Source organism: Streptomyces sp. NPDC048057 (assembly GCF_040653095.1).
Lineage (GTDB): Bacteria > Actinomycetota > Actinomycetes > Streptomycetales > Streptomycetaceae > Streptomyces.
The window spans coordinates 1-14432 of record NZ_JBEZNF010000035.1; the positions used below are offsets into that span (position 1 = coordinate 1).

9 protein-coding genes are annotated in these 14432 nt (G+C 72.0%); 6 read left to right on the forward strand and 3 right to left on the reverse strand.

Annotated features, from left to right (window positions below):
- Positions 1-143 precede the first annotated feature (143 nt).
- On the reverse strand, positions 144-1607 hold the full coding sequence (locus AB0E05_RS31600; RefSeq protein WP_361970081.1) for an erythromycin esterase family protein: 1464 nt from the start codon (positions 1605-1607) through the stop codon (positions 144-146).
- A 291-nt stretch (positions 1608-1898) separates the two neighbouring features.
- Here AB0E05_RS31600 and AB0E05_RS31605 point away from each other — a divergent pair, with 291 nt between their 5' ends.
- From AB0E05_RS31605 to AB0E05_RS31615, 3 genes are all read left to right on the forward strand, one after another.
- On the forward strand, positions 1899-2924 hold the full coding sequence (locus tag AB0E05_RS31605) for a helix-turn-helix domain-containing protein (protein WP_361970084.1): 1026 nt from the start codon (positions 1899-1901) through the stop codon (positions 2922-2924).
- A 346-nt stretch (positions 2925-3270) separates the two neighbouring features.
- A complete protein-coding gene (locus AB0E05_RS31610) occupies positions 3271-4413 on the forward strand; it encodes a methyltransferase domain-containing protein (RefSeq protein WP_361970087.1) in 1143 nt (380 codons plus the stop codon).
- A 58-nt stretch (positions 4414-4471) separates the two neighbouring features.
- Positions 4472-5056: a GNAT family N-acetyltransferase gene (locus tag AB0E05_RS31615; RefSeq protein ID WP_361970090.1), complete on the forward strand. Its 585-nt coding sequence runs from the start codon at positions 4472-4474 to the stop codon at positions 5054-5056.
- Here the strand turns inward: AB0E05_RS31615 and AB0E05_RS31620 are convergent.
- On the reverse strand, positions 5046-5930 hold the full coding sequence (locus tag AB0E05_RS31620; RefSeq protein ID WP_361970093.1) for an NAD(P)H-binding protein: 885 nt from the start codon (positions 5928-5930) through the stop codon (positions 5046-5048). The two genes, AB0E05_RS31615 and AB0E05_RS31620, sit on opposite strands and share 11 nt — an antisense overlap.
- Before the next feature lie 106 nt (positions 5931-6036).
- Here AB0E05_RS31620 and AB0E05_RS31625 point away from each other — a divergent pair, with 106 nt between their 5' ends.
- Both AB0E05_RS31625 and AB0E05_RS31630 read left to right on the forward strand, forming a co-directional pair.
- Positions 6037-6981, forward strand: coding sequence for an AraC family transcriptional regulator (locus tag AB0E05_RS31625; protein ID WP_361970096.1), 945 nt, complete (start codon positions 6037-6039; stop codon positions 6979-6981).
- A 250-nt stretch (positions 6982-7231) separates the two neighbouring features.
- On the forward strand, positions 7232-8629 hold the full coding sequence (locus tag AB0E05_RS31630; RefSeq protein ID WP_361970098.1) for an esterase-like activity of phytase family protein: 1398 nt from the start codon (positions 7232-7234) through the stop codon (positions 8627-8629).
- 40 nt (positions 8630-8669) lie between these two features.
- Here the strand turns inward: AB0E05_RS31630 and AB0E05_RS31635 are convergent, their stop codons facing one another.
- Positions 8670-9551, reverse strand: a complete 882-nt coding sequence (locus AB0E05_RS31635) for an aminoglycoside phosphotransferase family protein (RefSeq protein ID WP_361970101.1) — start codon at positions 9549-9551, stop codon at positions 8670-8672.
- 260 nt (positions 9552-9811) lie between these two features.
- Here AB0E05_RS31635 and AB0E05_RS31640 point away from each other — a divergent pair, with 260 nt between their 5' ends.
- Positions 9812-14431: a SpaA isopeptide-forming pilin-related protein gene (locus AB0E05_RS31640; RefSeq protein ID WP_361970104.1), complete on the forward strand. Its 4620-nt coding sequence runs from the start codon at positions 9812-9814 to the stop codon at positions 14429-14431.
- Position 14432: the final 1 nt, after the last annotated feature.

Sequence of the window (14432 nt, forward strand, 5' to 3'; positions counted from 1 at the left end):
AGGGCCTTGGGCCCCTGAGCCTGCCGGTTCTCCCGGATCCTGAAGTCCATCGCACCCCTTGAGCTGAGGTGTTGCAACGACCACTAGAACGGAAGCACCGGCCGGGGCCAAAGGCTTTCCCGTGAGCCTTCCTTGAGATCCGGCTACGGCGTGGCAGCGTTCCCCGGGACCTCTGTGTTCTCCTCCACCCGGTGTAGATGCACCAGCACGTCGAACGTGGCCCCGAGCGCCACCTGCGACGTCTCGTTGGGATATCCCGCAGGGACGACGAAGGTCGGCCGGTCCCTCGACAGCCAACGGTTCAGCACCGGATCGCGGCGTGCCGTGCGCAGGTCCACGTAGTAGTCGTGGTGGCTCACCCGGTCGAGCAGGTGCTCATTGCTGCCGGGCGCGGCCGGGCCCGTGTCGAAGACACCCCGCTGGCCCGTCCTCATGTCCGTGGCCCGGTACCGGCCGCTGTGGATGGCGGTGCCGATGGAGACGTAGTCGCGCCCGACCAGTTCTCGCAGATCCGCACCCTGGACGACCGGGTGGGTGGTCGGGTCGGGGGACGTGTACCCGAGGTGGGCGTTGTGCGCGGAGACCAGCACCTTGCCTCCGATGTGCCGCTGCCACCAGACGGTGTTCTCGGCCATGGCCCGATCGCGCTGCCTGTTCATGGGGGCCTGCTGGGCTTCGTCGCCGAAGTCGAAGGCAAGAAGGCTCGACACCTGGGAGACGGCCCGTGCCTCTTGGAGCAGCCAGGAGTCCACCCCCGGGGCACGCTTCAGCAACTCGTACGCGCCCTTGGCATCGGTAGCGAACTGGCGGCGCTCGGCGAGCGGTTTCGTCGCCATGGCCTCTTCGCGCTCGGCCACGCTCTTCGGCAGGGCGCGCAGTCCCGCGTACCGCTGCCGCAGTTCAGGCAACAGCTCCGGATGGTCCTCGCCAGCGCGGTCGAGGATCCGCTCGTACTGCTCCGGGCCGACGTCGTTGACGTCGTTGCCCATGATCCGCAGCGGCCGATCCGGGGTGTTCCGGTTGTACTCGCGCATCCAGGAGAACAGCCGCAGGAATTCGCCGTTGTTCCAGATTCCGTATCCCCCTTGGAACTCCTCCCGCATGATCTGCCGCAGATCGCCTTCGCCGGAAGTCACCCACCGGTCGAGCCGGACCCCGGACGACCAACTTGCCTCCATCCCGAAGGTGGTGAATCCCCGGGTGGCAACGAGATGCCGGAACAGCCGGTCCTTCAGCGCGAACAGTTCCTTCGAGCCGTGGGTGGCCTCACCGACGCCGACGATGGTCGCTCCGCGGACCATCCGGCTCAGTGCGGCCAGGTCCTGGCCGGAGCCGCCCGGCTCGGTCGTGCGGAGCGGGTGTGCGTGCCGCTCCAGTCCGGCGATCACCTCGCGATCACCGGACTTGCTCGTACCGGTCCCGCCGGCCTCGCCGCCCGCGGCGGACGCGGATGAGGTGGCGACGGGCGCCGTGGGAACCGGTGGTCCCGCGGCGACGGCCGGGGCCGCCGTGCAGAGGGCCGCCACCACTGCCGTCGCCGTCATCAGTAGCGAGTACGGCAGGCGGTGCGTCCCCTTCGGTTCCCCGTCGGGCTTCCTCGATGTCATGGGTTTCCTCCTCGGTCGGTCGTTGGGTGGTTCAGCGGGTGGACGCGTCGGTCACGGCCCCGGTCGCCGCCCCGGCCCCGGTCCGGCCACCCCACCCCCTGGTGCGCAGGTGCGCCCTTCCGTGTCCGGGCCGGACGGTGGGCACAGGGATGTCCCTGCGGTCATGGGTGTGGTGCGTCCGATGCTGGCCGCCGGGCGATCCTTCGGTCCCCGGCGCCGCTGATCACATCCTGTGATGACGGACCGCCCCCGCACAGCGCTCCCGTTGCCACCGTGGGCTAGATTCCTGCCATGCCAGTGATCGCCCTGCTCGCCTTTGACGGGGTCTGCGGATACCAGCTCACGACCCTCACCGAGGGGTTCACGGCAGCCTCCCGCCATTACCCCCAAGCCGCCTATGAACTGCGACTTTGTGCCGCTCCCGGCCTTCGAGGCACTGGTGGCCCGGCCGGTTTCGGGATCACTGCGCCCCACGGCCTGGACGGGCTCGCCGGAGCGGACGTCGTCATCGTCCCCGGGCATGACGGATTCCGCGAAGCTCCTCCTTCGGAGGTAGCCGGTGCGTTGCGTGACGCTGCGGGCCGCGGGAGCCGGATCGTCACGGTCGGGACGGGCTCCTTCACCGTCGCCGCGACGGGCCTGCTCGATGGTCGCAGGGTCACCACCGGCTGGGCGTACACGGAGGAATTGGCCCACCGCCATCCGCGCGTCGAGGTCGATGCGGGCGCCGCCGTGGTCGAGGACCCGCCCTTCTACAGCTCCGGCGGCACCCTCGGCGGCATGGACGTCTGTCTGCACCTCGTCAATGACGACTTCGGTCTCCTCGCCGCCGCCCTGACCGCGAGGATGATCGTGTTGCCGTTGCACCAGGACGCGCTGGCCGCCCACCAGCGCATCGAACGGGCAACAGCCGCCGCCGACAGCGGCATCGGGCCGACGCTCCAGTGGCTGGAGACCAGCCTCCATCGACCGCTGACCCTCGCTGACATCGCCGCCCACGCCGGGGTCAGCGTCCGCACCCTCAACCGGCGGTTTCGCGACCACACCGGGCTCACCCCCGTCCAGTACTTGCTGACGGCCCGGCTGCTGCGGGCCATGGGCATGTTGGAGGAGGGGGTCGACACGGTCGAGGTGATCGCGGCAAGGACGGGTTTCGGTACCGCCGCGAGCCTGCGCCACCACTTCCAGCGCTTCACCGGTACGACGCCGAGCACCTACCGCGAGGTCCACCACTCGCTGGCCGCCACCTTTGCCCGCGCGGACCCGTCCGTGCGTCCCGGCAGCCCCGTCCGCCCGGGGGGACCGAGCGAGTCGTGACGGCTGCGGGCCTGCGACGTGGTGGACCTGCGCACGCCGACTACGAGTCCCCGGACGTGGTCTTCGACTCGCCCGCGGCGGGGCTCACTGGGGGGACCGCGGCCCGAGATCCACGCCGGGCGTGCCACAACGCGCCGCGCGCTCGGCCGGAAGACGCCTGCCGGACGTGCCGGCGGTGCGGGAGCCTACGGGCAGGCGGCGGATCGCACGGAGGTGGACCATGGGGAAGCACGGGGACGGCAAGGGCGGCTCGGACGGGGACCAGCAGCAGGCGCCGCGGGAGTCCGACGGGCAGTGGGAGCGGCCGATTCCGCCGGCGCAGCCCGACGAGGAGTGACACGCTGACGTGACGTCACCGGAGCGGTTGGTCGAGATCCTGGTCAACAAGGGCGCGGTGCCCGCGGAGTGGCGGGAGACGGTCGCCGCCGTGCCGCGGGAGTTGTTCCTGCCGGACACGTTCGAGGCCAGGGGGCGCGTGGTGTCCCGCAGCCGTGCGCCCGACCGGTGGCTGCGGTACGCGTACGGGGACCTGCCGCTCACCACGCAGTACAACGACGGCCGGGAGGCGCCGCAGGGCGCGTACCTGCTGCCGACGTCGTCCAGTTCGATGCCGTCGGTGATGCTGGACATGCTCCGGCTCCTCCAGGCCGCGCCCGGCCACCGGGTCCTCGAAGCGGGGGCCGGGACGGGGTACAACGCGGCCTGGCTCGCGCACCGGCTGGGGTCGGAGAACGTCGTGTCCGTCGACGTGGACCCCGGGCTCGTGCAACAGGCCGTCCGCAACTGCGCGTTGGCGGGGTACTGTCCGGCGATCGTGTGCGCGGACGCCGACCGCGGGTGGCCCGACAGCGCGCCGTACGACCGGCTGGTGGCCACGTACACCGTGCCCCGCATCCCGTACGCGTGGATCGAGCAGGTGCCCGCCGGCCGGATCGTCGCGCCGTGGGGCGGGAGCTTCTTCCACGCCAGTTACGCCGTGCTGGACGTGGGCGACGGCGTGGGGCGCGGACGGTTCCACGGGTACCCGGCGTTCATGCGGTCGCGCAACGGCCGGCCCCACCGGGGCTACCTGTCCGACTTCGTCCACCACGTCGAGCAGGCGGAGGAGACGCGGACGACCCTCGACCCGCAGGAGGTCCTGGGCAGTTCGGACGCGCTGTTCCACATCGGGCTGGCCCTGCCGGACGCCTGGTACGCGCTGGTGGACGCGGACGACGGCAGCCGCGAGTCCACGCTGTGGATCCTCGCCGACGACCGCCGGTCCTGGGCCTCCGTCGACTACGTCCCGGGGCGCGACGCGTACGCCGTCGAGCAGTACGGGCCGCGCCGGCTGTGGGAGACGGTCGAGACCGCCTACGGGGACTGGGCCCTGCGCGGACGGCCCGCGCGGGACCGGTACGGGATCACGATCACCCCGGACGGGCAGCGGATCTGGCTGGACGGCGAGGACGCCGCCATACCCACTGCGGCGGTCCTCCCCACCGTCTGACGGCGACGCCGACGGAAACCCGCTGGCCGGCCCCGAAGCCGACGGCGAGAATCGAAGGATGCCCGTCTTCCTGGAGACCGCCCGGCTCGCCCTGCGACCGTTCACCGCCGACGACGCCGACCGCCTCTTCGACCTGGACGGCGACCCCGAGGTGATGCGCTACCTCAGCGGCGGCAAGCCGACCAGCCGGGAGACGGTCCGCACGCGGGTGCTGCCGCGGGTCCTCCACGACCACCCCTGCACCGGCACCCGCGGGTACTGGGCCGCCGAGGAGAAGGCGGGCGGCGCGTTCCTCGGCTGGTTCGAGTTCCGGCCCGTCGCCGACGACATCGCCGCCGTCGTCGAACTCGGCTACCGGCTGCACGCCTCGGCCTGGGGCAAGGGGTACGCCACGGAGGGCGCGCGGGCCCTGGTCGACAAGGGCTTCACCGACCTCGGCGTCGACGTGGTCACCGCGAACACCATGGCGGTCAACACCCGGTCCCGGCGGGTGATGGAGAAGGCCGGGCTGTCCCTCCTGCGCAGCTTCACCGGGGAGTGGCCGGAGGCGATCGAGGGCTCCGAGCACGGTGAGGTCGAGTACGTGCTCACCCGGTCGGACTGGGCTCAGCGGCGCGTCGCGGCGGGCGCTTTCAAGCCGTAGGCGCGGCAGCGGAGAAGTCCGTGGCCCTGACGTACTCCGAGAAGTCCCGCGGCTCGCGCCCCAGCGCCTGCCGGACGCCGTCCGTCACGTCCGGGCCGACCTCGTCGCGGATGTGGTGGTAGATCCGCACCATCGCGTCGGTGACCTCGTCGGGGTACCCGGCCGCAGCCGCTCCCGCGCGGTACTCCTGCTCGTCCAACGGCGTGAAGCGCAAGGTGCGGCCGGACGCCTCCGCGATCTCCGCGACCGCGTCGGCGAAGGTCAGCGAGCGCGCGCCGGACAGGACGTACGTACGGCCCGCGTGGCCGTCCTCCGTCAGCGCGGCGACGGCCACGTCCACCAGGTCCTGGAGGACGATGAACGCCTCCCGGCCCGTGCCCGTCGGCAGCCGCAGCTCGCCGGTGGCCAGCAGCGGGGCGAAGTCGTCCAGCTCGGTGAAGTTCTCCGCGAACCAGGTCGGGCGCAGGACCGTCCACGCGAGGCCGGAGCCGCGGACCGCGTGTTCGGGGGCGGCGAAGGGGCCGTTCTCGTCGATCTCGGCCCAGGCGCGGGCGGAGAGCAGCACCAGCCGCTCCACGCCCAGGCGCGCGGCGAGCGCGGCGAAGTCCCGTACCTCCTCGCCCACGTCCGGGCCCTGGGAGTCCACGACGTACACCGAACGGGCGCCGGTGAGGGCCGGTTCCCAGGTGGAGCGGTCGGCCCAGTCGAAGCGGACCGCTCCGGAGCGGGAGGCCGCGGCCGTGGTGAAGCCGCGGCTGCGCAGCTCTTCGGCGACCCGGCGGCCGGTCTTGCCGGTGCCGCCGAGCACCAGCACGGTCCCGAAGTCAGCGGCGGAGGAGGAAGCGGTGGAGGCGTTGCGTGTCGTTGTCGTCATGCACACCAGTACAGCGGCGCCGTGCGGCACGTGCGATGGTTGCTCCTCTCGCTTCGATGTCTGATCGTCTCGCCCGCCTGCCCGCCGCGGCCGTACGATCCGGGGCATGGAAGACGCGTTGTCGAGCCTGCTCCAAGACGTCCGGCCCCGGGGTGCCCTCTTCGACCAGTCCGTGGTCATGCCGCCCTGGTCGCTCCAGTTCCTCGAAGGGACGCCGCTGGCGCTGCTGACGATGCTCCGGGGGGACGGCTGGGTGGTGCGGGACGGGGTGGAGCCGGTGCCGCTGCGCCACGGCGACGTGGCGATCGTCGTCGGCCCCGCGCCGTACACCGTCGCCGACTCGCCCGACACCGCGCCGCGTGCGTTCATCCGTGACGACCACCGGTGCACGACCCCCGAGGGCGCGCTGGTCCTCGGCGGCGACCTGCCGATGTGCCCGCTGGAGTCGCAGGAGGAAACCGGCGTCGTCCTGCTGAAGGGGACGTACCAACTGCACGGCAGCGTCTCGCAGCGGGTGCTGAGCGTGCTGCCGCCGATCGCCCGCGTGCCGCTGCCGCCCGAGGGGTGCCCGGCGCTCGACATGATCCAGCGGGAGGTCGGGCGGGACGTGCTCGGGCGCCAGGTGGTCCTGGACCGGCTGCTGGACCTGTTGCTCGTCTCGGCGCTGCGGGACTGGTTCGAGCTGCCGCACGCCCACGCACCCGCCTGGTACCGGGCGTACCGGGACCCGGTGGTGGGGCGGGCGCTCAAGCTGATCCACGGCGATCCGGCCCGCGCGTGGACGGTCGCCGGGCTCGCCGCCGAGGTGGGGCTGTCGCGGGCGCGGTTCGCCCGGCGGTTCTCGGACCTGGTGGGGCAGCCGCCGATGGCGTACCTGACGGACTGGCGCATCTGCTGGGCCGCGGACCTGCTCGCGGAGACCGACGAGACCGTGGCCGCGGTCTCCCGCAAGGTGGGGTACGCCAACGCGTACGCGCTGAGCGTGGCGTTCAAGCGGACCATGGGGCTCCGTCCGACGGAGCACCGCGCTCTGGCCCGCGCGACGGGTTGAGCACCGACCTCGCACGCATGTCATATGCATTTCAGCCAGAACGGCGTTGAAGTGGTTTCGGCGGCCTCGGTATTCCGGGTGAAACCCGGGTGAACTCTTGATGGAACCGCTGGCGCGGGGGTGAGGTTCGGCCTTAAGGGAGGGAACCCCGCCCGCGGGCCGGGAGCGTGCGGCAGAGTCGGTGATCCACGCGGGGCCGGCGCCCACCGCCGGCCGACCGCTCGGTTCCTGTCCCCCACCAGGAGGCCCGATGTCCCCCCGTAACCCCGCCCGTGCGCAAGCCCGTTCGCGTTCGCGCCTGTCGCGCCCGCTGCGCGTCACGCTCACCGTCGCCCTGCCGCTCGCCCTCGTCGGCGGCGTCGCCTTCACCGCGACCGCCACCGACGACCGGCCCGGCGGCGACGCCCCGAAGCAGGCCCGGGGCCCCGTGGTCACCGCCTCGGCCGTGTTGGACGAGATACCCCTCGCCGACTTCAGCAACGGACTGTTCCCCGGCTCGGTCGACAACGACCGCGGCGTGCACCTCGGCGTCGGCAGCGACCTCTACCCGGCCGACCGGCCCGGCGAGTTCTGGGCGCTCACCGACCGCGGCCCCAACGGCCTGATCACGGTGGACGGCAAGAAGCGCCGGACGTTCGCCGTGCCCGGGTTCAGCCCGGCGATCGTCCGGGTGAAGGCCGACGGAGCCCGGCTCCGGGTGCTCGACGCCGTCCCGATCACCACCCGCTCCGGCAAGCCGGTGACCGGTCTGCCGAACCAACTCGCCCGGGACGAAGCGCCGTTCAGCTACGACGCGCGCACCCCGCTGGAGACGAACCCGAACGGGCTCGACGCCGAGGGCCTGGCCCGGGCCGCCGACGGCACGTTCTGGGTGGTCGACGAGTACAGCCCCTCGCTGGTCCACCTCTCCGCCAGCGGCCAGGTGCTCGCCCGCTACGTGCCCGAGGGCCTGAAGCTCCAGGGCGCCGACTACCCCGTCGTCGAGGCGCTGCCGTCGATCCTGCTGAACCGCAAGCAGAACCGCGGCTTCGAAGCGCTGACCGTGCTGCCCGGCGGCGATCTGGTGATCGCCGTGCAGAGCCCGCTGCTGGTGCCCGACAAGGCCGCCGGCGAGGCGTCCAGGAACCTGCGGCTGCTGCGGTTCTCGCCCGAGGAGGGCGAGGTGACGGGGGAGTACGCCTACCGGGTCGACCCGGTGAACGTCGTGGATCCGGCGGAGGCCGACCAGTCGGAGCTGAAGGTGTCCGCGCTGGTCCCGGTGGACGCGAACACCGTCCTGGTGCAGGAGCGCACCGACCGCACCGCCCGGCTGCACCGGGTGGTGCTGCCGCGCGACGAGGGCATCCTCGACAGTCGCTGGGACGACGTGCAGACGTCGCCCAGTTACGAGCAGACCGAGGACCTGGCCGGCGCCGGGGTCGACGTCCTGGAGAAGCGTCTCGTCGTCGACCTCGGCAAGGTCCCCGGGGTGCCCGGCAAGGTCGAGGGCATCGCCCTGGTCGGGCGTGACACCCTCGCGGTCATCAACGACAACGACTTCGGGATGACGGACGGCCCCGAGGCGTTCGACGAGAACGGCCGGCTGCGCGACAGCGGACTGAACACGAAGATCACGCACGTCAGGCTGCCGGCCGCGATCCGCCGCTGAGCAGGGGGCCGCGGGGGCGTCCGTCCCCTGCGGCCCTTCTTCACAGGTCCAGCGGCGTCAGTTGCCAGGCGCGCCCGCGCTGGCTGCGCAGCAGCGGGATCGGGCTGTCGTCCTGCCCGTACAGCGCGTCCGCGAGGTTCAGCAGGGTGTCGCAGCGCGCCAGCCACAGTCCGCGCAGGCACACCTGCGGCCCGTACGAGGCGAGCGCGGCGGCGCGGACCGCGGCGGAGGCGCCCACGGAGAGCGCGAGCCCGGCGACGTCCTCGGCCGGGTCGCCCAGCGCCGCGTCCGTCCAGTCCAGTACGCCGGTCAGCGCGCCGTCCTCGTCGACCAGCAGGTGCTCGCCCTTCAGATCGTTGTGGAGGAGGACGGCGGACGGCTCCGGGTCGGGCGGGGTGTGCAGCCGGCGCTCCACGAGGGTGGGGTCGAACTCCCGGTCCGCGGCGAGCTGGCGGGCCGCGACCTGGGCCCGCGCCGTGAGTCCCGCGAGGTCGCGCCACGGCTCCGACGGCAGCCCGAGCCCGTCCTCTCCGGCGCTGTCCGCGTCGTACGAACGCAGGCCCGCCAGCAGCCCCGACAGGTCCTGCTCGCCCGTGCCCGACACCGTACGCCGCTCCGCGGAGAGCCCCGGCAGCAGGCCGTCCACGGTGTACGCGAGCCCGGGCGCCCACTCCCCGGACGCCAGGCTCCGCGGCACCGCCACCGGCAGGTGCTCCCGCAGCGCGTCCCGCAGCCGCACCTCCCGCCGCTGGCGCTCGGAGGTCTCCTCGTCGACCGCCATCCGCAGCACCCGGTCCCGGCCGATCGTCCACGTCACGTGCTCGCTCCCCTCGGCGACACGTCGCACGGGGAGCACGGGCGGAGATTCGAGGCTGAGCAGTCGTCGTACGGCGTCGGCATCGAGGGCCGAGGGGTGGGGCATCGGGCGTCGTCCCTGTTCGAGTGCGTGGCTGGGCTACGTGTGAATGCGGTCGGCGCGTCCGCGCGCGACTCTGCCTCCTGCCGGGCGATAGCGCCAGCGAATATCCGGCGCGCCCCACCACGTACCGACGCGCGGGTGATTATCAGAATCAGTGTTCGCCTTGTCCGGGAGTGTCGCTTCTATCCGTATGTGTCGACTCGCCAGCCTTGGGCGGGGATCCGTAACGGGAGTCCCGAGACCTAACGAGAGAAGTCGATGTGATGAGAGCAGTTCTCACGCGGCTGCGACAACGTTCCTGGACCACGGGCCTCGCCTGTGCGGTCCTGGCGGCTGCCGCACCCGCGTTCGCCCTCGCACCGGGCATGGCGACCAACGCCGTGGCCGCGCCCGGCCAAGGAGTACGGGCCGTCACCGTGGCCGACTCCGGCCAGGACGAGGGCGGGAAGAAGGGGAAGGGCCAGCGCGCCGGCGGCAAGGGCAAGGGCGCCAAGAGCGCCAGCCGGGCCCCGCAGCTGCGCGCCCCGCTCCCCGGCGGCCTCGGCCCCTGTCTGCCGGGCGACTGCCCCGACCCGTACCCGCCGATCAACAACGGCCCCATCGCCGGCCGTGACAACAACATCAACATCTTCGCGGGTGGAAACTTCCTGGTCCGCGAGCGCGCGGCGGAAGCCGAGGGCAAGGTCGTCGTCCTCGGGAACTTCGACCAGAACAAGTCCGCCGGCGGCAGCGCGATCTACAACATCGGCATCGTCGGCGTCGGTTCGCGCGTGCCCCCGGACGACGGCACCGACTTCCTCACCACCGGCGGCAACGTCTCCGTCGCCACCGGACAGCGACTGCTCGCCGACGGCGGCAACGTCCGCCACGCGGGCACCGCGACCGGCACCATCGAGGGCACGGTCATCCAGGACCCCAACGCCGCGGCCCCCTACACCGCGCTGCGGGACGAGCTGACCAGCGCCAGCCAGTGCTACGCGCGCACCGAGACCGGCACCCGACCGGCCACCGGCACCGCGGTCAACGAGGGCGGCCAGACCACCTTCACCGGTGACGGCACCTCCGCGCTCCAGGTCTTCAACGTCGACTTCGACATGCAGACCGCCAGCGGCGGCCAGCAGGGCCTGGTCTTCAACAACATCCCGGCGAACGCCACGGTCCTGGTGAACGTCCTGGGCGCCAACCGCACCATCAACACCTACAGCGGCGGCATCGCGGACACGGACCCGCTCAACGCGCTGCGCGAGCGGCTGCTGTGGAACTTCCCCGACGCCACCACCGTCGGCCTGCGCGGCACCGGACAGTTCCAGGGCAGCGTGCTGATCGGCAACCAGGCGTCGAACACCACGGTCACCCTGCCGGGCACCAACGGCCGCTTCTTCTCCACCGGCAACATCACGCACACCAGCGTGGTCGGCGCCGGCGGCGGCCAGGAGTTCCACGCGTACCCCTTCGACGGCGACCTGCCGGACTGCTCCGTGGTGGTTCCGACCGCCCCGGTGCGGGTCGTCAAGGAGGACGCCGCCACCGGTGACCCGCTGGCCGGCGCCACCTTCCAGCTGTGGGAGGAGACCAACGGCGTCCCCGGCCTCCAGACCACGGGCGCCTCGCCCGACTCGGAGGTGGGCGACCCCTGCACCACGGGCGCGGACGGCACCTGCTCGCGGACCGTGGAACCGGGGACGTACTACTGGCAGGAGACGGCCGCGCCACCGGGCTACGACCTGCCGGCGAACCCGGTCTTCCCGATCGTGCTGACGGCCGAGGACGTCCCGGACGGCGTCACCGTCACCGCGGACAACAGCCGCACCACGGTCACCGGTGAGATCTCGCTGGAGAAGACGGACTCGGAGACCGGCGAACCGCTGCCCGGCGCCATCTTCGAGCTGTGGCACGAGACCAACGGCGAGCCGGGTCTCCAGACCTCCGGCGCCATCCCGGACACCCTGCTCCCGCCGGACTGCACCACGGACGTGGTCGGCGAGTGCGCCCGGATCGTGCCCGTCGGCACCTACTACTGGCGCGAGGTCTCCGCACCGCCCGGCTACGACCCGCCGGCGGTCACGGTCTTCCCCCTCACGCTGACCGAGGAGAACGCCTCGACCGGAGTGAGCGTCAGCGCCACCAACACCCGCACCCCGGTCCCGCCGGGCGAGGGCCCGGTGACCGTTGTCAAGGTGGACTCGGAGACGGGCGCGCCGCTGGCCGGCGCGGTCTTCCAGCTGTGGCACGAGACGAACGGCGTGGCCGGTCTCCAGACCTCCGGCGCGAACCCGGACACCCAGCTCCCGCCGACCTGCACCACGGGCGCCGACGGCCAGTGCAGCCGCGACCTGGTCGCCGGTACGTACTACTGGCGCGAGATCACCCCGCCGCCCGGCTACGAGCTGCCGGCGAACCCGGTCTTCCCGCTCACCCTCACCGAGAACGACATCCCGGACGGGGTGTCGGTGACCGCGGAGAACGTCGAGGTGCCGGCGCCGCCGGCCCGCGGTGACGTGACGGTCGTGAAGGAGGACGCCCTCACGGGCGCCCTGTTGCCGGGCGCGGTGTTCCAGCTCTGGGAGGAGACCAACGGCGTGCCCGGTCTCCAGACCGGCGGCGCCGACCCCGACACCACGGTCGGCACCCCCTGCACCACCGGTGCGACCGGTGAGTGCACCCGCACCGTCCCGGAAGGCCAGTACTACTGGCAGGAGACGGCGGCGCCGCCCGGGTACGACCTGCCGGCGAACCCGGTCTTCGGCCCGCTGGTGCTCACCGACGAGAACGCCGCGGACGGCGTGACCGTCGTCGCCGAGAACGTCCAGACCCCCGTGGTCACCGGTGACGTGACGGTGGTGAAGGAGGACTCGGAGACGGGTGCTCCGCTCGCCGGTGCCACCTTCGAGCTGTGGGAGGAGACGAACGGCGTTCCGGGTCTCCAGATCTCCGGAGCCGACCCCGACACCCAGGTGGGTGCTTCCTGCACCACCGGGGCGGATGGTGAGTGCTCGCGCACGGTCGAGGTCGGTACGTACTACTGGCTGGAGACTGATGCGCCGACGGGTTATGACCTGCCGGCGAACCCGGTCTTCGGTCCGCTGGTGCTGACCCCGGCGAACGCCCCCGTGGGCGTCACCGTCACCGCCGAGAACACCGCGACTCCGCCTGGTGAGGCGCCGGTCACGGTGGTGAAGGTGGACTCGGAGACCGGTGACCCGCTCGCGGGCGCGGTCTTCCAGCTGTGGCACGAGACGAACGGTGTGGCCGGTCTCCAGACCACGGGTGGGAACCCGGACACGCAGCTTCCGCCGCCGTGCACCACTGCGGTGAACGGCCAGTGCTCGCGTGACGTGGTGGCCGGTACGTACTACTGGCGCGAGATCACGGCGCCGCCGGGCTATGACCTGCCGGCGAACCCGGTGTTCCCGATCGTCCTCACCGAGAACGACATCCCGGACGGCGTGACCGTCACCGCCGAGAACACCGCGACGGTGGTACCGCCGGTTCGGGGTGACGTGACGGTGGTGAAGGAGGACTCGGAGACGGGTGCTCCGCTCGCCGGTGCCACCTTCGAACTGTGGGAGGAGACGAACGGCGTTCCGGGTCTCCAGATCTCCGGAGCCGACCCCGACACCCAGGTGGGTGCTTCCTGCACCACCGGGGCGGATGGTGAGTGCTCGCGCACGGTCGAGGTCGGTACGTACTACTGGCTGGAGACTGATGCGCCGACGGGTTATGACCTGCCGGCGAACCCGGTCTTCGGTCCGCTGGTGCTGACTGCTCAGAACGCTTCTCAGGGTGTGAGTGTCGATGCTGCGAACACCGCGACTCCGCCTGGTGAGGCGCCGGTCACGGTGGTGAAGGTGGACTCGGAGACCGGTGACCCGCTCGCGGGCGCGGTCTTCCAGCTGTGGCACGAGACGAACGGTGTGGCCGGTCTCCAGACCACGGGTGGGAACCCGGACACGCAGCTTCCGCCGCCGTGCACCACTGCGGTGAACGGCCAGTGCTCGCGTGACGTGGTGGCCGGTACGTACTACTGGCGCGAGATCACGGCACCGCCGGGCTATGACCTGCCGGCGAACCCGGTGTTCCCGATCGTCCTCACCGAGAACGACATCCCGGACGGCGTGACCGTCACCGCCGAGAACGTCCAGACCCCCGCGGTCACCGGTGACGTGACGGTGGTCAAGGAGGACGCGATCTCCGGTGCCACGCTCCCGGGCGCGGTGTTCCAGCTGTGGGAGGAGACCAACGGCGTGCCCGGTCTCCAGACCACCGGTGCGGACCCCGACACCCGCGTGGGCACTCCCTGCACCACCGGCTCCAACGGCCGCTGCACCCGCACGGTCGAGGTTGGCCAGTACTACTGGCAGGAGACGGCGGCGCCCGACGGGTACGAACTCCCGGCGAACCCGGTCTTCCCGATCGAGCTGACCGAGGAGAACGCCCAGCAGGGCGCCACGGTCACCGCCGAGAACACCAGGACGCCGACCCCGCCCACGGGCGAGATCGACGTCCACAAGAAGGACGCCAAGAACGGCAAGGCGCTCGCCGGTGCGGTGTTCGAGCTGTGGGAGGAGACCAACGACGTGCCCGGCCTCCAGACCAGGCCGTCGAACGGCACCCCGGCGGACACCCGCGTCGGCCCCGGCTGCTCCACGGACGCGCAGGGCGACTGCACGTTCGACGAGCTCGCGCTCGGCACGTACTACGTGCTGGAGACGGCCGTGCCCGAGGGGTACGTCCTGCCGGAGAACCCGGTCAGCGGTCCGTTCACCATCACCGCCGAGAACGCCGACGAGCCCGTCCGCGTCGAGGTCGCCAACAAGCGTGGCGAGCCCGGCAAGGGCAAGGGCCACAAGCACGGCGGGGTCGTCGAGCAGCGCAAGGGCTGAC

Bases quoted from the DNA above. Each gene is read 5' to 3' on its own strand.
- AB0E05_RS31600 (WP_361970081.1), bottom strand. From the start codon at position 1,607: ATGACATCGAGGAAGCCCGACGGGGAACCGAAGGGGACGCACCGCCTG.
- AB0E05_RS31605 (WP_361970084.1), top strand. From the start codon at position 1,899: ATGCCAGTGATCGCCCTGCTCGCCTTTGACGGGGTCTGCGGATACCAG.
- AB0E05_RS31615 (WP_361970090.1), top strand. From the start codon at position 4,472: ATGCCCGTCTTCCTGGAGACCGCCCGGCTCGCCCTGCGACCGTTCACC.
- AB0E05_RS31620 (WP_361970093.1), bottom strand. From the start codon at position 5,930: ATGACGACAACGACACGCAACGCCTCCACCGCTTCCTCCTCCGCCGCT.
- AB0E05_RS31625 (WP_361970096.1), top strand. From the start codon at position 6,037: ATGGAAGACGCGTTGTCGAGCCTGCTCCAAGACGTCCGGCCCCGGGGT.
- AB0E05_RS31630 (WP_361970098.1), top strand. From the start codon at position 7,232: ATGTCCCCCCGTAACCCCGCCCGTGCGCAAGCCCGTTCGCGTTCGCGC.
- AB0E05_RS31635 (WP_361970101.1), bottom strand. From the start codon at position 9,551: ATGCCCCACCCCTCGGCCCTCGATGCCGACGCCGTACGACGACTGCTC.
- AB0E05_RS31640 (WP_361970104.1), top strand. From the start codon at position 9,812: ATGAGAGCAGTTCTCACGCGGCTGCGACAACGTTCCTGGACCACGGGC.